Source organism: Sphingobium sp. TCM1 (assembly GCF_001650725.1).
Taxonomy (GTDB): domain Bacteria; phylum Pseudomonadota; class Alphaproteobacteria; order Sphingomonadales; family Sphingomonadaceae; genus Sphingobium.
Genome location: NZ_LXVX01000039.1, coordinates 125131 through 145148 on the forward strand (window position 1 = coordinate 125131; position 20018 = coordinate 145148).

18 protein-coding genes are annotated in these 20018 nt (G+C 66.3%); 2 read left to right on the forward strand and 16 right to left on the reverse strand.

Features of this window, described 5'->3' with window-relative positions:
- Positions 1-8 precede the first annotated feature (8 nt).
- The 8 genes from yihA to A7Q26_RS21210 form a co-directional block, all read right to left on the reverse strand.
- Positions 9-656, reverse strand: coding sequence for a ribosome biogenesis GTP-binding protein YihA/YsxC (gene yihA / locus A7Q26_RS21175; protein ID WP_066864119.1), 648 nt, complete (start codon positions 654-656; stop codon positions 9-11).
- A gap of 140 nt (positions 657-796) precedes the next feature.
- The gene (gene yidC, locus A7Q26_RS21180; protein ID WP_066864121.1) at positions 797-2497 is read right to left on the reverse strand and encodes a membrane protein insertase YidC; all 1701 of its coding nucleotides are present in this window, start codon (positions 2495-2497) and stop codon (positions 797-799) included.
- A gap of 33 nt (positions 2498-2530) precedes the next feature.
- A complete protein-coding gene (gene yidD / locus A7Q26_RS21185) occupies positions 2531-2743 on the reverse strand; it encodes a membrane protein insertion efficiency factor YidD (RefSeq protein ID WP_066864124.1) in 213 nt (70 codons plus the stop codon).
- Positions 2740-3156 carry a ribonuclease P protein component gene (gene rnpA / locus A7Q26_RS21190; protein WP_443018176.1) on the reverse strand — a complete coding sequence of 139 codons (417 nt, stop codon included), beginning with the start codon at positions 3154-3156 and terminating at the stop codon, positions 2740-2742. The genes yidD and rnpA overlap by 4 nt, the downstream gene beginning before the upstream one ends.
- Before the next feature lie 32 nt (positions 3157-3188).
- Complete coding sequence (gene rpmH / locus A7Q26_RS21195) at positions 3189-3323, reverse strand: 50S ribosomal protein L34 (protein ID WP_013848777.1); 135 nt, start codon at positions 3321-3323, stop codon at positions 3189-3191.
- A gap of 169 nt (positions 3324-3492) precedes the next feature.
- A complete protein-coding gene (locus A7Q26_RS21200) occupies positions 3493-4263 on the reverse strand; it encodes a DsbA family protein (protein WP_066864127.1) in 771 nt (256 codons plus the stop codon).
- 2 nt (positions 4264-4265) lie between these two features.
- Positions 4266-5615 (reverse strand): M48 family metalloprotease, encoded by a 1350-nt coding sequence (locus tag A7Q26_RS21205; protein ID WP_066865226.1) that lies wholly within the window; start codon positions 5613-5615, stop codon positions 4266-4268.
- Between the two features lie 136 nt (positions 5616-5751).
- The gene (locus A7Q26_RS21210; protein WP_232313889.1) at positions 5752-8481 is read right to left on the reverse strand and encodes an Rne/Rng family ribonuclease; all 2730 of its coding nucleotides are present in this window, start codon (positions 8479-8481) and stop codon (positions 5752-5754) included.
- A 512-nt stretch (positions 8482-8993) separates the two neighbouring features.
- On the opposite strand from A7Q26_RS21210, the gene A7Q26_RS21215 reads away from it, so the two are divergent.
- Both A7Q26_RS21215 and A7Q26_RS21220 read left to right on the forward strand, forming a co-directional pair.
- Positions 8994-10274: an N-acetylmuramoyl-L-alanine amidase gene (locus tag A7Q26_RS21215; RefSeq protein ID WP_066864134.1), complete on the forward strand. Its 1281-nt coding sequence runs from the start codon at positions 8994-8996 to the stop codon at positions 10272-10274.
- Positions 10275-10324: 50 nt separating this feature from the next.
- Positions 10325-12868 (forward strand): penicillin-binding protein 1A, encoded by a 2544-nt coding sequence (locus A7Q26_RS21220; protein ID WP_066864137.1) that lies wholly within the window; start codon positions 10325-10327, stop codon positions 12866-12868.
- A gap of 60 nt (positions 12869-12928) precedes the next feature.
- On the opposite strand, the gene A7Q26_RS21225 is transcribed toward A7Q26_RS21220, so the two are convergent.
- The 8 genes from A7Q26_RS21225 to A7Q26_RS21260 all read right to left on the reverse strand — a co-directional run bounded on the left by A7Q26_RS21225 (position 12929) and on the right by A7Q26_RS21260 (position 19985).
- Positions 12929-13702, reverse strand: coding sequence for a hypothetical protein (locus A7Q26_RS21225; RefSeq protein WP_443018177.1), 774 nt, complete (start codon positions 13700-13702; stop codon positions 12929-12931).
- Between the two features lie 105 nt (positions 13703-13807).
- Complete coding sequence (locus A7Q26_RS21230) at positions 13808-14500, reverse strand: ATP12 family chaperone protein (protein ID WP_066864140.1); 693 nt, start codon at positions 14498-14500, stop codon at positions 13808-13810.
- Positions 14497-14754 carry a hypothetical protein gene (locus A7Q26_RS21235; protein ID WP_066864143.1) on the reverse strand — a complete coding sequence of 86 codons (258 nt, stop codon included), beginning with the start codon at positions 14752-14754 and terminating at the stop codon, positions 14497-14499. The genes A7Q26_RS21230 and A7Q26_RS21235 overlap by 4 nt, the downstream gene beginning before the upstream one ends.
- On the reverse strand, positions 14751-15410 hold the full coding sequence (locus A7Q26_RS21240) for an HAD-IA family hydrolase (protein WP_066864146.1): 660 nt from the start codon (positions 15408-15410) through the stop codon (positions 14751-14753). Before A7Q26_RS21240 ends, A7Q26_RS21235 begins: the two co-directional genes overlap by 4 nt.
- Positions 15411-15433: 23 nt before the next feature.
- Positions 15434-16036: an FMN-binding negative transcriptional regulator gene (locus A7Q26_RS21245; protein WP_066864149.1), complete on the reverse strand. Its 603-nt coding sequence runs from the start codon at positions 16034-16036 to the stop codon at positions 15434-15436.
- Entirely contained in the window at positions 16033-17421 is a 1389-nt protein-coding gene (locus A7Q26_RS21250) for an RluA family pseudouridine synthase (RefSeq protein ID WP_066864152.1), read from the reverse strand. The genes A7Q26_RS21245 and A7Q26_RS21250 overlap by 4 nt, the downstream gene beginning before the upstream one ends.
- On the reverse strand, positions 17418-17804 hold the full coding sequence (gene crcB, locus A7Q26_RS21255; protein WP_066864155.1) for a fluoride efflux transporter CrcB: 387 nt from the start codon (positions 17802-17804) through the stop codon (positions 17418-17420). The genes A7Q26_RS21250 and crcB overlap by 4 nt, the downstream gene beginning before the upstream one ends.
- A 75-nt stretch (positions 17805-17879) precedes the next feature.
- On the reverse strand, positions 17880-19985 hold the full coding sequence (locus A7Q26_RS21260; protein WP_066864158.1) for a RelA/SpoT family protein: 2106 nt from the start codon (positions 19983-19985) through the stop codon (positions 17880-17882).
- Between the last annotated feature and the right edge of the window lie 33 nt (positions 19986-20018).

Genomic DNA, 20018 nt, shown 5'->3' on the forward strand with positions numbered 1-20018 from the left:
CCTTTCGTTTATCCCTGCGTCACGCTTTCCAGCACGGCGGCGCGCAGTTCGGGGATGCCCATGCCCTTCTCGCTCGACGTGGCGATGATGTCGGGATGGGCAGCCGGGCGCTTGCGGATCGCTTCGGCCGTGGCCTGGGTGACGGCGGCCAAGTCGCTCGCCTTGATCTTGTCGGTCTTGGTGAGGACGATGCGGTAGCTGACCGCGGCCCCGTCCAGCATGTCGAGCATGTCGGTATCGACATCCTTGATGCCGTGGCGACTGTCGATCAGCACCAGCGCACGCTTCAGGGCCGCGCGCCCGCGCAGATAGTCGTTCACCAGATAGCGCCATTTGCGCACCATGTCCTTGGGCGCCTTGGCATAGCCATAGCCGGGCATGTCGACGAGGCGGAAGCGCAGCGGATCGCCCACGTCGAAGAAATTGAGCTCCTGCGTGCGGCCCGGCGTGTTGGACGTGCGGGCAAGACCGTTGCGGTTGGTCAGCGCATTGAGGAGCGACGACTTGCCGACATTGGAGCGGCCCGCGAAGGCGACCTCGTTCACGGCCATGTCGGGAAGGAACTTGAGGTCCGGCGCGGACTTGAGGAAGGCGATCGGACCGGCGAACAGCTTGCGCGCTTCCTCGATCAGGGCAGTGTTTTCGTCTTCTGTCATATCTTATCTCCTTCCTCCCCCTGCCGGGGAGGCGGACCATTGGCGCAGCAAATGGTGGAGGGGTGTCCCGCCATCGAGAGCGAGACACCCCTCCGTCAGCCTTGCGGGCTACGACCTCCCCTTACGCGGGAGGATGATTTTCACTTTGCCGTCGCGGCGTTCAGCACGGGGTGGCGCTTGTAGAGCCACCATTGCTGCGCCATCGACAGGCAGTTGTTGGTGATCCAGTAGACCAGCAGACCCGCGGCGAAGGGCGCCATGATGAACATCATCATCCACGGCATGATCGCGAACACCTGCTGTTGCATCGGGTCCATCTGGGCCGGGTTCAGCTTGAACTGCAACCACATCGAAATGCCCAGCAGCAGCGCCAGCACGCCGATCGCCAGGAAGGACGGCGGGGTGAAGGGCAGCAGGCCGAACAGGTTGAGGATATGCAGCGGATCTGGCGCGGACAGATCCTTGATCCACAGCACGAAGGGCTGGTGGCGCATCTCGATCGTCAGCATCAGCACCTTGTAGAGCGCGAAGAAGATCGGGATCTGGATGAAGATGGGCAGGCAGCCGGCGAGCGGATTCACCTTCTCCTGCTTGTACAGTTCCATCATCTTCATCTGGAGCTGCTGCTTGTCGTCCTTATATTTTTCCTGGAGCGCCTTCATCTTGGGCTGCACCGCGCGCATCGCCGCCATGCTGGCGAACTGGCGCTGGGCGACGGGGAACATCAGAGCGCGGACCACAAAGGTCAGGCAGATGATGGCCACACCGAAATTGCCGAGCGTTCCGAACAGCCAGTGCAGCAGCGCGAAGATCGGCTGTTCGAACCAGTAGAACCAGCCCCAGTCGATCGCGCGATCGAACAGGGTGACGCCGTCGCGCTCATAGGCCTGGAGCGTCTTCACTTCCTTGGCCCCGACGAACAGGCGCAGCGTCTGCGTCGCAGCCTTGCCGGGCGCGAGCATGGTCGAGCCGAGCGCGACGTCGGCCTGATATTGCGTGCCGGCGCCCTTGCGGAACTGGCCGGCGAAATCGGCGTCCTTGCCGGGGACCAGAGCGGAGAGCCAATATTTGTCGGTGAAACCGATCCAGCCGCCCTTGGACTGGAAGCTCTGGGTCGAAGGCCCCTTATCCAGATCCTTGTAGTTCACATCGTAATTGGCGGCGCCGTTGAACACGCCCATCGGGCCGATATGGATGGTCCAGGTATCGGGGTCCTTGGGGATGCCGGTGCGGCTGATATAGGCATAGGGCTTCACGCCCACGGCGCCGGCGCCCGTGTTCGACACCTTCTGCGCGGCCGAGATCATGTAATTGTCGTCAACCGACAGGCGAATCTCGAAAAGTTGGCCCGCGCCGTTGTTCCACGTCAGGGTGACGGGGCTGGTCGGCGTCAGTTCGCTGCCCTGCGCGGTCCAGACCGTGTCCTTGGTCGGCACCTTCAGCCCTTCGCCCTGCCAGCCGAAGCCGGCGAAATAGGCGTCCTGCGTGCCCGAGGGGCTGTAGAGGCGGACGTCGGGCGAGCCCTTGTCGATCGTTTCCTTGTAGGTCGGCAGCACGATGTCGTCGATACGCGCGCCCTTCAGGTTGATCGAGCCGATGAGCTTGGGCGTGCGGATCGCGACGCGCGGGCTGTCCTTCAGCACCAGGGCGCGGTCGCGAATCACGGCGGGGCCGTCCGCCGTATCGGTGCCGGGCGCGGCGACGGGCGTGGTCTTGCCGCCCTCGATCTTCGTCGCCGGCGGATTGGCGGCCGGGAAGAAATAGTTCGAGACATAGGGCCAGCCGAACAGGATGGCCGCGGTCAGCAGCACCGCCAGGATGATATTCTTCTTGTCGTCCACGCTATTTGCGCTCCGCGGTCATTGCATCAGTGTCTAGGGAACGGGATCGAAGCCCGAGCCGCCCCATGGGTGGCAACGCATTAGCCGCTTGAACCCCAGCCAGCTACCCTTGATCGCGCCATATTTGCGCACGGCCTGAATCGCATATTCCGAGCAGGAGGGGGCGTAGCGGCAAGTGGGGGGCAAAATGCGCGAGGGACCAAGCTGCCAGAAGCGGGCGAGGAGGATGAGCAGGCGGGCGATCACCGCCCCGGCTCCCGATTCGGCCCCTGCCCCGGCTTGCGCGGCGCTTGCGGCTTGCCTTTCCGCGGGCGCGAATGGCGCGGCGGATCGATCGGCCGGGTCATGATCTTGCCCAGCGCCTTGGTCAGTTCCGCATGGAGCAGGGAAAAGTCGCGCTCAATCCCACCGTCGCGGCCGATCAGCACATGGTCGGCGCCGGCCACGCCATGGACCGGCAGCAATTCGCGCGCCAGCACGCGAAAACGGCGCTTCATCCGGTTGCGGATGACAGCGCCGCCAACTTTTTTGGTGACCGTGATGCCATAGCGCATCGCCGGATCGCCATCGCCGCGCTCGCGCACCAGCAGGACGAAGCCCGGCATGGGCGCGCGACGCCCGCGATTGGCCGCCAGAAAATCCGCGCGCCGGACCATCATGGCCGGCGCGACGACATTTCCGGGCGTTGGGATCAGGCGCTCAGGCTCTTGCGGCCGCGCGAACGGCGCGCACGGATCACATTGCGGCCGCCAGGGGTCGCCATGCGCGCGCGGAAACCGTGACGGCGCTTCCGAACCAGATTGCTCGGCTGATAGGTGCGCTTCATCGTTCATTCCTCAAAACAACTAGAGAATCGGGCGTGACAAAAAAGGGCCGCTTGTGCAGCGGCCGCAAGTCAGGGGGCGTCCGATAGGGAAATGGGGCGGGGAAGTCAATGCCGGAAGCGGCCAGTCCCGAACCTCTGATCCGTTCGGACCGCCGTCATACGACCCGGCCTACTTCCCGCGTGCCGCCGCCACGCCTTCCCTGAGCGCGTCGTAACCCACAGCACCGCTCAGCACCTGGCCGCCGATCACGAAGGTCGGGGTGCCTGTTGCCTGCAATTTCTGCGCGAGCGCGATGTTGGACTGGATTTCGGCGTCATATTTGCTCGACGCGATAGCCGATTCGGCTTCCGATTTCGTGATGCCTGCCCTGGCCGCCGCAGCGACGATGGTGTCGCGCGTCACCTTGCCCGCGCCGTAAAGCGCCTTGTGATAGGCCATATACTGGCCACGCTCGGCCGCCAGCAACGACACCTTGGCGGCGTCGCTGCTTTCCTCCGAGAGGATCGGCAGTTCGCGATAGACGACCTTCACCTTAGCGTCCGAGCCGACCAGCTTGGCGAGGTCAGGCAGCGAGGCGCGGCAATAGCCACAGGCATAGTCGAAAAACTCGACCACCGTGACATCCGCGTTGGCCGCCCCTTCCCACGCGCCGGCATAGGGGGTTTCGAGCGCGCTGCGGCTCGATTCGATCGTCCCCGACATGCGTTTGGCCTGGAGCTTTTCCACCGCCTGCGGGATGATTTCGGGATGCTCCAATATATAGTCGTGAACGATCTTCTCGATCGCCGCCTTGTCGGTCGCGTTGACGGAAGCGGGCGCGGCCTGCACGGCGAGCGCGGCGCCGGCGGCAGCCGCGATGAAGGCGAAGGCGCCTAGAGTCATCTGCATGGTCCTGTTGGATAAGGCGGCGCGAAAGGTCGGCCGGGTCTGGTCTGTCATGGCTATCTTTTCTTCCGCTGCTGCTCAATCGCCGCGCGCGAGACCATCGCGATATCCTGCGCCCGCAGATAGTCAACGGTGCCGGGCTTCAACCCCTGCATCGCCGCGTCGGCGCTGCGCAGCGCCATCGGATATTGCGCCATCATCTCGTAGCGTTCGGCCGTCGCCAGCGCCGCGCGCGGAATGTCGCCGCGCCGCTCATAGACGACGCCCAGCTGATACCAGGCGAAGGGATTTTCCCGGTCGCGCTGCACGGCGAGGCGCAGCACCTGTTCGGCCTCGGCGAAGTTCGCCTCATCTTCGGTCGCGATCAGCGCGTGGGACAACAGCACGGATATGAGCGGCTGGTTGGTGATCTTCACCGCCTCGCGCAGCGGCGCGACAGCCTCGGCCGGCTTGCCGCTTTCGAGCAGGATCTGGCCCTTCAGTTCCAGAAAATAGGGATCGTGCGGCATGGCGGCGAGCAGGGCGTTCGCCTCCTCCAGCGCCTTTTGCGGATAGGCGCTCTTGTGCCAGGCATAGGCGCGGGCATAATGGGCGGGAATCGACTGGTCGCTTTCCGGATATTTGGCGAGCGTCTGGCCGGGTTCGGACACGAAGCCGATCAGCTTCGCCTTGATCCGTTCGAACCGGGCCTCCAGCGCCGGATCGGGCGGCCGGTCCCAGGCCGGATCGACCTCATAGACTTCGCGCAGCACGCTGATCCGCTCGCCCGACAGCGGGTGGGTGCGGCCGTAGCTGTTGTCCTGCGGGATCGCGAGGCGATATTCCTGATTCTGGAGCTTCTTGAAAAATTCCAGGCTGCCGCGCCCGCTGAGGCCCGCGCTGTGGAGATAGCGCGCGCCGGCGAGGTCCGCCGAACTTTCCTGCGCGCGGGAAAAGGCAAGGAACTTGCTCATCGCCGCCTGCTGGCCAAGGCCCATGATGCCCATGCCCGCTTCCGCGCCGCCCGCCGCGATCGCCGCCGCGCCCAGCACCAGGCTGAGCAGGGTGACGCCGGTCGCTTCCTTGATCCCTTCACCCGACCGGATGATGTGGCCGCCCTCGATATGGCCGAGTTCGTGGGCGACGACGCCCTGCAACTGGTTCACATTGTCGGCCTGGGCGATCAGCCCGCTATGCACCCAGACATATTGGCCGCCCGCGACGAAGGCGTTGATCTCCGGGTCGTTGATGACCATGACCTGGACATTTTTCGGCTCCATGCCGGCGGCCTTGATGAGCTGGCCCGACATGTCGGCCATGAAGGCCTCCGTCTCTGCATCGCGCAAGATCTGCTGCGCGAGCGCCGGCCGCACCATGAGCGCGAGCGACGCCAGCGCCAGGGCGATGAACTGGAGCAGTCTGGTCATCCGGCGGGTCATCGGGCGGAGCCGATGCCATGGCCGGCCTGAACCTGCCGTGAAGCCCTACAACGGAAAAGCGCCGCTGCGCGCCGGTCGGAACCGGAAGGGCAGCGGCGCTTCTCCATCTCAAGCGTTCCGGGCGTTACTGACCGAAGGTGCGCTGCCACCAGCCGCGACGGGGACCGCCTTCGCCATCGTCGCCCATGGCGCCATCCTCGGCCGGCACCGCGTCAGCGGGTTCGGCGACAGGCGCGTCAACCATCGGCGTGGCGGCGGCTTGCGCCTCCACCTGCGCGGCAGGCTCTGCTGCGGCTTCGACGTCGCTCGGGACGGGCTTCTTCTTGCGCGTCCGCTTGGGCTTGACCGGTGCGGCTTCCTCGACGGCAGGCGCTGCCTCGGCTTCCACCACGGCATGAGCCGCTTCGCCTTCGGCCTCGGCAGGCTTCTTGCGACGGGTCCGCTTGGGCTTGGCGGGCGCTTCCACGGCTGTCTCGACCGCGACAGTTTCGACCACGACAGGCGCCTCGACCGCTTCCTCCGGTGCAGCAGCCTCAGCCACAACTTCCGGCTCGGCGTCCGCCTTCTTGCGGGCGCGGGGACGGCGACGGGTCTTGGGTGCAGGCTCGGCGGCTTCCTCGGCCACGGCTTCGACGGCGGGTGCTTCTTCCGCCACCGGTTCGGCCACGACTTCCGCTTCGGGCGCATCGGCCGATTCGGCCCCGTCGGTCAGGACGGCCTCGCCGCCTTCGCGACGGCGACGACCGCCACGGCGACCGCGACGACCGCGGCGGCGTGCCCCGCCCTCCTCGGCTTCGGCATCGCCCTCACCGGCTTCGGCGGCAACCGCCTCGTCCGCGACAGCCTCATCGGCTTCGGCGGCTTCGCCTTCTGCTTCGTCGCCGGCTTCGCCCTCATCCTCGTCCTCGGTCGAGCCTTCGGCGCGATTCTCATCGCGCTGGCCCCCGCGGCGGCGACGGCGACGACGGCGACGGCGCCCCCCCTCGCGATCTTCGCGGTCCTCGCCGCGCGCCTCGCGTTCGGGCGCCGCTTCGGCTTCCTCGATCTCTTCTTCTTCCTCCTCCTCGGGGAGGTCGATGTCATCCTCCTCCTCGGCAAGCGGGGCGTAGGTCACGACGCGTTCGGGACGGGGGCCGCTGGCCTCCACAGACATGCGCGCGCCCTCGATCTCGCCATCGGGCAGGATCACGATGGTCACGCCATAGCGCTGTTCGATCTCGTCCAGCTCGCGACGCTTGTTGTTGAGGACGTAGAAGGCCGCTTCCTGGCTGGCGCGTAGCGTGATGACGCTGCCGCGACCGCGTGCAGCTTCCTCTTCCAACATGCGCAGCGCGCCCAGGCCCGCCGACGATGCCGTGCGAACGAGGCCGGTGCCCTCGCAATGCGGGCACTGACGGGTCGATGCCTCCAGCACGCCGGTGCGCAAACGCTGGCGGCTCATTTCCATCAGGCCGAAGCCGGAGATGCGGCCGACCTGAATGCGGGCGCGATCGTCCTTCAGCGCCTCCTTCATCGCCTTCTCGACCTTGCGGATGTTGGAGTTCATCTCCATGTCGATGAAGTCGATGACGACCAGGCCCGCCATGTCGCGCAGGCGCAGCTGGCGCGCGATTTCGCGGGCGGCTTCGAGGTTGGTGGCGACGGCGGTCTGCTCGATGCCATGCTCGCGGGTCGAGCGGCCCGAGTTGATGTCGATCGACACCAGCGCCTCGGTCGGGTTGATGACCAGATAGCCGCCGGACTTGAGCTGCACGACCGGATTATACATGGCCGCCAACTGATCCTCGACACTGGCCCGCTGGAACAGCGAGACGGCATCGGCATATTGCTTCACCCGGCGCGCATGGCTGGGCATCAGCAGCTTCATGAAGTCCTTGGCGGCGCGATATCCTTCCTCGCCCTCGACGATCACTTCCTCGATATCCTTGTTGTAGATATCGCGGATCGCCCGCTTGATGAGGTCGCTGTCATTGTGGATCAGCGCCGGCGCGTCCGACTTCAGCGTCTTCTCGCGGATCTCGTCCCACAGGCGGGCGAGATAGTCGAAGTCGCGCTTGATCTCCGGCTTGGTGCGCTGGAGGCCGGCGGTGCGGACGATGCAGCCCATGGTGGAGGGCAGCGCCATTTCGGCGATGATCGTCTTCAGCCGCTTGCGGTCGGCCGCGTTGCTGATCTTGCGCGAAATCCCACCGCCGTGCGACGTGTTCGGCATCAGCACGCAATAGCGGCCAGCGAGCGACAAATAGGTGGTCAGGGCAGCGCCCTTGTTGCCGCGCTCTTCCTTGACGACCTGGACCAGCAGCACCTGGCGGCGCTTGATGACGTCCTGGATCTTATAGCGGCGGCGCAGCGCCATGCGCTTGCGGCGCAGTTCGTCGGCGGCATCGTCGCCATTCTTCTCGCGCTTGCGGCGACCGCCCTTGGCGGCTTCGGGCGCTTCGCCCTCGGCGCTTTCCTCATCGTCATGATGATGGGTCGCCTCGACGACCTCGACCCCGTCCTCGCCATGATGACCTTCATCCTCGTCATCATCATAGTCGGCGCGCAGCGCGGCCTCTTCCTCGGCGTGGGCACGCTCCTCGCGCAGCAGCGCTTCGCGGTCCTCGCGCGGAATCTGATAATAATCGGGGTGAATTTCGCTGAAGGCCAGGAAGCCATGGCGGTTGCCACCATAATCGACGAAAGCCGCCTGGAGCGAGGGCTCCACGCGGGTCACTTTGGCCAGATAGATATTGCCCTTGAGCTGCTTGTGCTCGGCCGATTCGAAATCGAACTCCTCGATCCGGTTACCTTTGACGACCGCGACCCGGGTCTCTTCCCGGTGGCGCGCATCGATCAGCATACGCATTGTCATTTATTAGTCTCCGGCGTGGACGGGCCGCGGCACAGGGCCGCGCCGCCACGCGATAGTGAAGGGACGGCCGGGCGCGCTCCGGTAAGGGCGCGGATGTCGGCATCGTCCGGGTTTGAAGGAAAATATGCGCGTCTGCTGCATCGGCAGGGCCGGACAAGGCGCCGGGCCGAACCATCCACGCCGCTGCGCCCGTGACCGGGGCAAGCGTGGAAGGGAATTCATGCCTCATGCAGCGTCAACCTGTTCTGTACCGCCGGCCAGAAAATGCCGGCGCGTCATTATCGTCCCACAGGACCGCTAGCATATGGGCGGTTCTTGCAGGAATGTGAATGGGTAGCAGCCAAAGACCCAGGGAGCAACGGGTGGCCGAAATATTGTGACATGCCACCTGCCCCGGCGGTCTTTTGCCCCAATCATCCTGAAGACGGCGTTAACTCTCTCATTTTACCTAGGCAAAAGGTGCCGATGCTTAATCCGTTGTTCAGCGTGGGGACGCTGGACGGATTAACGTCATGAAATATGGCTGGACGGCCGATCATCGTGCGTTGCACAAGCATCGTATGTTTCTGAGCCTTGCCCTGGCAAGTGGCATATTGTTTGCCGCACCCGGCAGCGCGGGGGGGATTTCCGGCGTCGACGTGCGCGACGACCGCGTCATCGTCCGTTTCGACGACCGGGTCGAGGGCGCATCAGCCTTCCTGCTCGACGCGCCGCGCCGGATCGCGCTCGACATCGATGGCGCGCAGATGGGACGCGCCCGCTTCGCGCCGGGTAACGGCGCCATCGCCGCCGTGCGCCAGGGGCAGCTGAACGACGCGACGGCGCGCGTGGTGCTGGACCTCGCCGCCCCCGCGACTCTGGGCGACGCCCGGATCGCGCCCGACGGCAAGTCGCTTAGTTTCTCGCTCCAGAACGTGTCGGACGGCCGTTTCCGCAACGAGGTCGGAAAGGGCCGCACGCGGTTCGATGCGCCCGCCGACATGGCGGCCCGGCCGCAGAAACGGCTCCATTCGATCAGCGTACCGATCCCGACCGCGGCGCGCGGGGTCGCGCTGCCCGCAGTGGAAGGCGCCAATGACGGCGCGCGGCCGCTGGTGGTGATCGATGCGGGCCATGGCGGCCATGATCCGGGCGCGATCAACCGGGACAATGGCAAGCGCGAGAAGGATGTGACGCTGGCCATCGCGCAGGCGATCCGCGATCAGCTGGTCAAGGCCGGCCGGGTGCGCGTGGCGCTGACCCGCGACGACGACAAGTTCCTGGTGCTGCAGGAACGCTATGGCATCGCGCGCCGGCTGGGCGCCGACCTCTTCATCTCGATCCATGCCGATGCCGCCGAAAACCCGCAAGCGCGGGGCGCGACCGTCTACACCCTGTCCGAAACCGCATCGGACCGCGAGGCCGCGCGGCTCGCCGCGCGGGAGAACAAGGCGGACATCATCAACGGCGTCAATCTGGGCAGCCAGTCGGGCGACGTATCCTCGATCCTGATCGACCTGACGCAGCGCGAATCGCTCAACATCTCGGCCAGCTTCGCGCGGCTGCTCCAGCGCGAGGCATCGCCGCTGGTGCCGTTCCGCAGCGCCTATCACCGTTTCGCATCGCTCATGGTGCTGAAAGCGCCCGACACGCCGTCGGTGCTGTTCGAGACGGGCTATATCAGCAATGCCGACGATGCCGCCTTCCTGTCGTCGCGCGAGGGCCAGGGCCGGGTCGCCCAGGGCGTCGCCCGCGCGATCGAGGTGCATTTCGCCCGCAAGATGGCTATGCGCGGCGGCACGGCGGGCGGTTGATCGAAACGCCGCTGGCCTTGCGCGCATTTTGACCCTAGAGCCTCTTCCCCATGGAAGAGGCCCGTTCCGAAACCGCCCCGACGTCCTTCGCCTATCGCCTGCGCCGCGACGCCGGCGGCTTTCTGGACCGGCTCCGTCCGCTCTGGGGCCGCCGCCTGTTCCGCTGGGCCGCGATCCTGCTGGGCGGCTTCCTGCTCGCCTGCGCCCTTTTCTGGCTGATCTTCGCGCGCGGCCTGCCCGATGCCGCGACGCTGCTGGAATATGAGCCGCCGCTGCCCACCATGGTGCGCGACATCAACGGCCAACCGGTCCACAGCTATGCCCGCGAGCGCCGCGTCCAGCTGCAATATAGCGACTATCCGCCGCTGCTGATCCGCGCCTATCTGGCCGCGGAGGACAAGACATTCTTCGACCATCATGGCGTCGATTTCCCCGGCTTTGCAGGGGCCGTGGTCGACTATGCGAGCAAGCTGGGATCGGGCCAGCGCGCGCGGGGCGGCTCCACCATCACCCAGCAGGTGGCCAAGAACCTGCTGATCGGCGACGAATATTCGCCCACCCGCAAGGTCAAGGAGATGATCCTGGCCTGGCGCATCGAAGATGTGCTGTCCAAGCAGCAGATACTCGAACTCTACCTCAATCAGATTTTCCTCGGCCGCAACGCCTATGGCGTACAGGCCGCCGCGCGCGCCTATTTCGACAAGGATGTCGCCGACCTGCAACTGCACGAAATGGCCTATCTGGCCATCCTGCCCAAGGGGCCGGCCAATTATCGCCCCGAAAGCGAAACCGGCCATGCGCGCGCGCTGGAACGGCGCAACTGGGCGCTGGGCGAGATGGAGAAGAATGGCTGGATCACCGATGCGCAGCGCGATGCGGCGCAGGCCCAGCCGCTGGGCACCGTCGCGGCGCACGGCTCCAGCTTCGACGCGCGCGCGGGCGGCTATTATATGGAGGAAGTGCGCCGCCGCCTGATCCAGCTGTTCGGCGAGAAGGCGGAAGACAGCCCCAACAGCGTCTATGCCGGCGGCCTGTGGGTGCGCAGCCCCTATGATCCGGTGGCGCAGGAACGGACGCAGGATGCGCTGCGCAACGGCTTGCTGCGCTTCGATGCGGGACGCGGCTGGTCCGGGCCGGTCGGCCATATCAATCCCGACAATGGCTGGCAGCGGGAATTGGCCGCCAGCTATATCAGCGTCGATTATGCCAGCTGGCGTGTCGCCGCCGTCATCGGCCGCTCCGCCAGCGACGCGCGGATCGGCTTTTCCGACGGCACGACCGGCACGCTGCCCGCCGGAATGGCGCAGATGCCCTATCGCCGCACCGGCGGCCCCGCCTTCGACGCGCTCAAGCCCGGCGACCTCATCGTCGTCGCCCGCAATGGCGCGAGCTGGGCGCTGCGCAACATTCCCGAAGTGTCGGGCGGCATGGTAGTCGAGGAAGTCCATTCGGGCCGCATCCGCGCGATGCAGGGCGGCTTCGATTCGCGCCTGTCCTCCTACAACCGCGCGACCCAGGCGCTGCGCCAGCCCGGATCGACCATCAAGCCCTTCGTCTATGCCGCCGCGCTGGACAATGGCATGACGCCGGCCTCCATCATCGTCGATGGCCCCTTGTGCGTCTATCAGGGCGCGGGCCTCGGCCAGAAATGCTTCCGCAACTTCTCGGGCGGCAGCGCGGGGCCGCAGACGATGCGCTGGGGTGTCGAGCAGTCGCGCAACCTGATGACGGTGCGCGCCGCCAGCCAGACCGGCATGGACCGCGTCGTTCGCACGATCAAGGCGATGGGGATCGGCGACTATCAGCCCTATCTCTCCTTCGCGCTGGGCGCTGGCGAGACGACGGTGGAGCGGATGGTGAACGCCTATGCGGCTCTGGCCAACCAGGGGCGGCAATTTCCGTCCAAGGTGATGGACTATGTGCAGGACCGGCGCGGCAAGGTGATCTGGCCGGAGCGCTGGCGTCCATGCGAAGGCTGCAACATGGCGAACTGGGACGGCAAGCCGATGCCCCGCTTCGGCATGGAGGGCAAGCAGGTGATGAACCCGATGACCGCCTATCAGGTGGTCCACATCACCGAGGGTGTGATCCAGCGCGGCACCGCGACGGTGCTGGCCGACCTCAATCGCCCGCTGTTCGGCAAGACGGGGACGACCAACGGCCCGACCAATGTCTGGTTCGTGGGCGGATCGCCCGACTTGGTGGCGGGCGTCTACATCGGCTACGACCAGCCGCGCAGCCTGGGCGGCTGGGCGCAGGGCGGCCGCGTCGCCGCGCCGATCTGGAAGGCGGCGATGGCGCCGATGCTGGAAACCATGCCCAAGACGCCGTTCATCGCGCCCGCCGGCGTCCGCATGGTCGCGATCGACCGGCGATCGGGCAAGCGTGTCTACGGCGTGTGGCCCGGAACCGACCCCAAGCCAGCCGTCATCTGGGAAGCGTTCAAGCCCGAATCCGAACCGCGCCGCTCGATCCGCAAGGAAGAGGCCGAGGAACAGGCCAAGGTCGCCGCCGCCCGCGCTGCATCGGCCATCTCACGCGGCCGCCAGCGCACCGACGCCGACTTCCTGGAAGGCCAGGGCGGGATTTACTGATCGGCGCGGCAGGAAAAGGGCCGGAGCGACGCCCCGGCCCGCTGCGACAGGGGCAGCGCCTTATCCTGCCGCCCCGATCATCGCCGCGATCGACGGCTTGTTGGTTGCGTCGATCGAGCCGTCTGCGGTCATCGCCTTGCCCATACTGATCACCTCGTCGCGCAGCCCCTCTTCCATCGAGGTCTGGCTGGCGCCAATGAGAGCCGAGAGCAGGATATTCTTGTTCACGGCATCGGCGGGCTGTTCCGCGACCGACTTGCGCGCGAGCGCCAGCGCTTCCTGGTAGAAGGGGTCTGCGCCGTTGGTGTCGCCTGCACCGAGTTTCCGGTTGCCCAGCTGAATCAGGATGCCCGCCAGGATGTTGCGACTGGCCGCATCGGTCGGCTTCCCCTCCACCAGCTTGCGCCAGTGCGGCAGGGATTCAGCATAAAGCGCGATCACCTTGTCCATCTGCCCCAGCGCGCCATAGGCGGCCGCGTCGGCATAGAGCGCATTGGCAAGGAAGTTCACATTGTCGATCTTGGTCGGGTCGGCCTCCACCGCCGTGCGGATGGCGGGGATGGCGGCATCATATTTGGCGACAGCGCCGGCATTGTCGCCGGTCTGTTGCGCGCTCTGTCCGGCGGTGAAGTCGGTCACTGCCTGATTGAAGGCGGCGATCTCGTCCGGGGTCAGTGCCCTGGCGGCGGGGGCCGTTTCGGCCTTGGCCGCTTCCGCCGGCGCAGCTTCCGCAGGGGCGCTCTGGGGAGCCGGGGTTTGCTGCGCCAGAGCAGGCGTCGCAAGCGCCAGCGGCGCCGACAGGGTCATCAGAAAAAACTTGGTGAACTCGGCCAATGTCAGGGCCTCCTTTGCATGATCGCATCGAAAAGGTCGGTCCGGCGCGGATTTCGCGCGGTCGGGCTTTTCAATCAACGAAGGAATAGCCCGGTTCCCGATCTTTCAAATGCGGCTCATCGCGCAAAAGGCTCCGGCCGTGGAAAATGCAGCGCGGCGATGGGCCGCCCGTTCCGCTGCCTCGGCATCCGCGCCCCATTGTTCGGCCTGCCATGCCTCGTCTATCTCGGCCGCCTGCCAGAGCGCGTCGATGTCGTGCCCCCCTTCCACCGCCGCCAGTCCGCAGACCAGAGAGCCGCTCAACGTCACCAGGGTCGACAGGCCGCAAAGAGTGAAGGGATCGAGCGCCGCGACCGCCGTGCCCAGCCGCGCCAGCATGTCGTCGGGCTGCGGCACCGGGATGATCCCGTGCGTCACGGCGAAGGTCACGTCATAGCGCGTCCGCGCCCAGTCGAGCAGCGGATCCCAGGCCGCCGCCTGCCGTGCGACCAGCGTGGCGGGTCCATCGGCCCGGTAGCAGAGCAGATCGCTCTGCGCGTAGCGGGCCACGCCAGCGGCAAAATTATCCCTGTCGGTCGCGACATGATCGATCGCGGCATTGGCTAGACCGGTGATCGGCATGGACGCGGGATCGACAACCTCGCCCTGCGCGCGCCATTCGGCCGCGACCGCTTCGGCCAGCGCGGCGGTCGGCAGCGCCAGGAGCGCGCGCGCGGGGGTGCGGACCGGCCGCCCGTCGAGCTGGATCGACATCCCCTCGCCCTCGACAACCGTGACATCGGTGTAAAAACGCTTCATTGCGGCGGCCTTGTGCGGAACAGCGCCAGCAGCAGGCGCGGGACGATGATGAACTGGACCAGGCCGGTGACGACCATGATCGCGCCGAACGCCTTGGCCTTGTCCCCCTGCACCCAGGAAAAGCGCTGCATGAGGGCAAGAAAGCCGAACATGACGATGAGGGCGCCCGACAGGCGGAAGAGGCCAATCGCGAAATGGCGCTGGCGGGCGATCTTGTCGGGGTCTGGCCGAGGCGGCGGAGGCATGTCGTTCATGGTGGGCCGATATGGCCGCGCAGTTCCAAACTGTCCATCGCCAGCGCATGGGCACCGGCGACCAGAAGATCATCGGGGGGATGATAGCCCCAGCCCACGCCGATCGTCCGCGCGCCGGCGGCCAGCCCCATGTCGATGTCGAAACTGGTGTCGCCGATCATCACCGTAGTCTCCGGCGCCGCGCCCGCTTCGGCCATGGCAGTGTGGAGCATGGAAGGGTGCGGCTTGGACGGGTGCCGGTCAGCGGTCTGGAGCGTGACGAACCGGTCGAGAATGCCATGATGGGTGAGGCAGAGATGGAGGCCGCGGTCTGACTTTCCGGTCGCCACGCCCAGCAGCCATCCGGCCCCGTCCAGTTCCCTTACCAGGTCGGCCATGCCGGGATAGAGCGGTTCCGACACCGCATTTTCGCGGCGCAGGGCATGAAAGGCGCGCTTGTAGCAATCGGCCAGATGATCGTGGAAATCGCTGTCCGCCTCCGGCAGGAGCCGCGCCATCGCGATCGGCAACGACAGGCCGACGGCCGACAGGATCGCCAGCCGCTCGGGCGGGGTGAGCTTCACTTCCTCGAAGGCGCGGACCATCGCCGTGCAGATACTGTGCTGGCTGTCGACCAGCGTGCCGTCGCAATCGAATACGACCAGTTTGTTGGTCATGGCCTATCGCTCATGCCCATCGTTCATGCCGGCGGCTGCCGCATCAGGGCGGCGATGGCATGGTCGCCCGCCGCCGCCAGCGCATCGGCCACACCGGCCCGCGCGGCGTCCGGCTTGTCCTGCCCCAGCTTGGCGGTCCCGTGCATCGCCGCCACGCGCATTTCGAAGCCGACCAGCCCGGTCAGCGTCCGCTCGAACAAGCCCTCGGTCATCTTGTCGCGGGTCCAGGCCGGCTTGGGCGCGACCCGGCCTTCCTGTTCGGCGCTCAGCGCGTCGACCTGCGCCACGGTCGCATCATGGTCCAGCCGCACCATCGGCCCCCGCAATTCGACCGCCAGATAGTTCCAGGTCGGCACCTTGTCGGGCAGGCCATACCAGTCGGGACTGACATAGGCGTGCGGCCCGGTGACGACGATCAGCGCCTCGCCCTCATCCAGATGCCGCACGATCGGATTGGCGCGGTGGAGATGCAGCCCGATCCGCCGCTCGTCCAGCCAGACGATCGGCAGGTGGACGGCATGGAGCCGATCCGGCCCGGCCGCGCACAGCAGGCCGAACCCGGTCTGCGCCACGAAGGCGCGCATCGCCACCTCGTCCGACCAGCGATAGGGCGCCCCCGGCGTCATCCCTGGCGCGCGCTCCCCCGCGACCGGCGCTCGCCCTTGCGGCCCTTGCGAATCTGCTTGGCGTGCTGGCGGGCGGCCTTCTTCTCATCCTCGCGGGTCGGCGTCCGGTCGATCTCGTCGTCCAGCGGCAAATCGCCCAGGCTGAGGTCGAAGCCGAGATCATGCAGGCTGTTGGCGAAGTGCGTCGGCAATTCGGCCGTCACGTCGACCCGGCCGCCATCGGGATGATCGACCCGGATGCGGCGCGCATGAAGGTGCATCTTTCGGCTGATCGTGCCGGACAGGAAGGCGTCCTTGCCGCCATATTTGCCGTCCCCCACGATCGGATGGCCGATCGCCGCCATATGCACGCGCAGTTGGTGAGTGCGGCCGGTATAGGGTTGCAACTCGACCCAGGCGGCGCGATTGCCGGCGCGTTCGATCACGCGATAGCGCGAACGGGCGGGCAGCCCCTCCTCTTCGTCCACATGCATCTTCTCGCCGCCGGTGCCCGGCTGCTTGGCGATCGGCAGTTCGACCATGCCGTCCTCGATCGAGGGCACGCCCATCACCAGCGCCCAATAGACTTTCCGCGCGGTGCGGCTCGAAAAGGCCTTGGCGAAATGGGCGGCAGCACGACTGCTGCGCGCCAGCAACAGCGCGCCCGACGTGTCCTTGTCCAGCCGGTGAACCAGCTTGGGCCGCGATTCGGCGTCGAACAACAGGCCGTCGAGCAGCTTGTCGACATGCTCGTCGGTCTTGGTGCCGCCCTGCGTGGCGAGGCCCGGCGGCTTGTTGATGACGATCGCCTGCGCGTCGCGGTGGATCACCATCTCCTGGGCATAGGCGATCTCGTCCGGGGTCAGATCGATCACGCGGACGCGCTTGGGCTTTTCGGCGGCCTCTGGCTTCTGCTCGGCGGGAGGGACGCGAATCATCTGCCCTTCGGCGATGCGATCGCCCGGCGCGGCGCGCGCGCCATCGACCCGCAACTGCCCGGTGCGCGACCAGCGCGACACCAGATTGAAGCCGACATCGGGCAAATGCCGCTGGAACCAGCGATCGAGGCGGATACCGTCGTCGTCCGCCTTCACCCGGAACTGGCGCACGTCGAGCGAGACGCCCTTGGCGGGGTTGGGCTTTGCCGCCTTGGGCTGAACGGGCGCAGCCTTTGCGGGGGCGGATTTCGCCGCCGCCGACTTGGCCGCAGCCGGCGCTCTTGGCTTGAAGGCCGGCTTGTCGCCATCGCCCTGGCGCGGGCCGGACGGCTTGCCGCGACCCGGCGCGGCGCCGGGCTTGCGATCCGAAGGGCGTCCGCCCGCAGGCTTGCCTCCCCGCGGCCCGGCGCCGCGCGAGTCATTGCCGGACGAACGGGCGCCGCCCTTGCCTGGAGGCCGCCCCTTCATGCCGCGACACTCCTGACAACGGTGAGGCCCAGCGCCAGCGCGGCTACGGACCCGATCACCGACGCGAGCGCATAGCCCAGCGCCAGCGCGACCTGGCCACGCCCGATCATCAGCATCGTTTCCAGGCTGAAGGCGGAAAAGGTGGTGAAGCCGCCGAGCACGCCGACGCCCAGCAGCAGGCGCATCGGCTCACCCGACACGGCACTGCCCCGCGCCAGCCATCCGGCCAGCAGCCCCATGGCGAATCCGCCGATCAGATTGGCGGCGAAGGTACCCCAGGGCCAGGCCGCGCCGGGAGCCATCTGCCCGGCGAAGCGCCCCAGTTGATAGCGCAGCGCCGCGCCAACCGCGCCGCCGCCCATCACAAGAAACATATTGGTCATGCAATCCGCCCTATAGCGATTCCGCCAAAGGGGAAAGGCCGTCCCTGGCTTTCCTTGCCGTTCGGGGCGCGCGGGTTACACCCGGTCGGCCTGAACCACCGTATCGAGCGCCCGCAAGGCCGACAGGATGCGGTTCAGATGCTGCGCGTCGGCCACTTCCAGATCGATGATGTCGGTATGGAAAGGCCCTTCGCGGTTCACCAGCTGGAGGTTCAGAATGTTCGCCTTGGTGGCGCCGAACACATTGGTGACGGCGGCGAGGGCGCCCGGCTGGTTCTTGACGATGACGGAGAGGCGCGCGGTGCCGCCTTTGGACTTGCTGTCCCAGCTGAGATCGACCCAGTCGTCGCCCTGCTCCACCTCCAGCGAACGGCAGTCGATGGTGTGGACCTCGATCGGCTCGCCCGTGCGCCGTACGCCCACGATCCGGTCGCCCGGCACCGGGTGGCAGCAATCGCCCAGATTATAGGCGATGCCGGGCGTCAGGCCGCGGATCGAGACAGGTTCATGCTGGCGTGGATGGGCTTCCTCCATCCCTTCGGCCGTGGTGGAGCCGGGGATCAGCGCCTCCATCACCTCCGAATCGAGCACGCGATGCGTGGCGATCGCCACCATCAGCGAGGCGCGATCCTCCAGCTTCAGCCGTTTGAGCGCGGCATTCAGCGCCTTGTCGCCCAGTTCCTTGGCAAGGTCGGGCGAAAAGCGGCCGACAATCTCCTGATAGAGCTTTTCGCCCAGCTTGATTTCCTCGCCGCGCTGCTTCTGCCGGATGTAGCGGCGGATCGCGGCGCGGGCCTTGCCGGTGATGGCGAAGGTGAGCCAGCCGGGCTGCGGCTCCTGCCCTTCCGACTTCAATATCTCGACCTGGTCGCCATTTTCGAGGCTGGAGCGCAACGGCACGACCCGGCCGTTGACCTTGACGCCGACCGTCTGGTTGCCGAGCGAGGTGTGGACCGCATAGGCGAAGTCGACGGGCGTCGACCCCTTGGGCAGCTGGTGCAGTTCGCCCTTGGGGGTGAAGGCGAAGATCCGGTCCTGATACATCGCCATGCGGGTATGTTCGAGCAGTTCGTCCGCATCCTGGCTCTGCTCCAGGATTTCGACCAGGTCGCGCAGCCAGGCGGCATGATGGTCGCCGGCATCGCCCTTCTGCTTGTAGGCCCAGTGCGCCGCCAGCCCCAGTTCGGCGTCATGGTGCATTTCGCGGCTGCGGATCTGCACCTCGATACGGGCATTGTCCTGGTGGATGACGGTGGTGTGCAGCGACTGATAGCCGTTGCGCTTGGGCGTGGAGATGTAATCCTTGAAGCGGCCGGGGACCATCTTGTAGGTCTGGTGGATGATGCCCAGCGCGCGGTAGCAGTCCTCGGTCGTGGCGGTGATGACGCGGAAGGCCATGACGTCGGTCAGCTGCTCGAAGCTGATATGGCGCTCCTGCATCTTCTTCCAGATGGAGAAGGGATGTTTTTCGCGGCCCGACACGCTGACCGACATGCCCTTGCCCGCCAGCAACAATTGCAGTTCCGCGCCGATCCGGTCGACCTTGTCATGGCCGCCTTCCTTCAGCTGCTCCAGCCGCTTGGTGACGCTGTCATAGGCTTCCGGCTCGATCTCGCGGAAGGCGAGCAGCTGCATCTCGCGCATGAAGTCATACATGCCGATCCGCTCCGCGAGCGGGGCGTAGATGTCCATCGTCTCCCGCGCGATGCGGCGGCGCTTGTCGGGATTCTTGATGAAATGCAGCGTCCGCATATTGTGCAGCCGGTCGGCCAGCTTGACCAGCAGCACCCGGATGTCGTCCGACATGGCGAGCAGGAACTTGCGGAGATTTTCCGCCGCCCGCTCATTCTCGCTCATCGCCTCGATCTTGCTGAGCTTGGTCACGCCGTCGACCATGCGCGCGACATCCTTGCCGAACGCCTGCTCGATCTCCTCATAGGTGACGAGCGTGTCCTCGATCGTGTCGTGCAGCAACGCCGTCACGATAGTCTGGTCATCCAGGTTGAAGTCCGTCAAAATACCTGCGACTTCAATGGGATGACTGAAATAGGGGTCGCCGCTCGCGCGCTTTTGCGAGCCATGTTTCTGGACCGAGAAGACGTAGGCGCGGTTGATCATCGCCTCGTCCGCTTGCGGATCATAGCGCTTTACACGTTCGACGAGTTCATATTGGCGTAGCATCGTTGCCCGATTGTGTTGGAACCCCCTTGTGGT

Bases quoted from the DNA above. Each gene is read 5' to 3' on its own strand.
- yihA (WP_066864119.1), bottom strand. From the start codon at position 656: ATGACAGAAGACGAAAACACTGCCCTGATCGAGGAAGCGCGCAAGCTG.
- rnpA (WP_443018176.1), bottom strand. From the start codon at position 3,156: ATGATGGTCCGGCGCGCGGATTTTCTGGCGGCCAATCGCGGGCGTCGC.
- rpmH (WP_013848777.1), bottom strand. From the start codon at position 3,323: ATGAAGCGCACCTATCAGCCGAGCAATCTGGTTCGGAAGCGCCGTCAC.
- A7Q26_RS21200 (WP_066864127.1), bottom strand. From the start codon at position 4,263: ATGACAGACCAGACCCGGCCGACCTTTCGCGCCGCCTTATCCAACAGG.
- A7Q26_RS21205 (WP_066865226.1), bottom strand. From the start codon at position 5,615: ATGACCAGACTGCTCCAGTTCATCGCCCTGGCGCTGGCGTCGCTCGCG.
- A7Q26_RS21210 (WP_232313889.1), bottom strand. From the start codon at position 8,481: ATGACAATGCGTATGCTGATCGATGCGCGCCACCGGGAAGAGACCCGG.
- A7Q26_RS21215 (WP_066864134.1), top strand. From the start codon at position 8,994: ATGAAATATGGCTGGACGGCCGATCATCGTGCGTTGCACAAGCATCGT.
- A7Q26_RS21220 (WP_066864137.1), top strand. From the start codon at position 10,325: ATGGAAGAGGCCCGTTCCGAAACCGCCCCGACGTCCTTCGCCTATCGC.
- A7Q26_RS21230 (WP_066864140.1), bottom strand. From the start codon at position 14,500: ATGAAGCGTTTTTACACCGATGTCACGGTTGTCGAGGGCGAGGGGATG.
- A7Q26_RS21235 (WP_066864143.1), bottom strand. From the start codon at position 14,754: ATGAACGACATGCCTCCGCCGCCTCGGCCAGACCCCGACAAGATCGCC.
- A7Q26_RS21240 (WP_066864146.1), bottom strand. From the start codon at position 15,410: ATGACCAACAAACTGGTCGTATTCGATTGCGACGGCACGCTGGTCGAC.
- A7Q26_RS21245 (WP_066864149.1), bottom strand. From the start codon at position 16,036: ATGACGCCGGGGGCGCCCTATCGCTGGTCGGACGAGGTGGCGATGCGC.
- A7Q26_RS21250 (WP_066864152.1), bottom strand. From the start codon at position 17,421: ATGAAGGGGCGGCCTCCAGGCAAGGGCGGCGCCCGTTCGTCCGGCAAT.
- crcB (WP_066864155.1), bottom strand. From the start codon at position 17,804: ATGACCAATATGTTTCTTGTGATGGGCGGCGGCGCGGTTGGCGCGGCG.
- A7Q26_RS21260 (WP_066864158.1), bottom strand. From the start codon at position 19,985: ATGCTACGCCAATATGAACTCGTCGAACGTGTAAAGCGCTATGATCCG.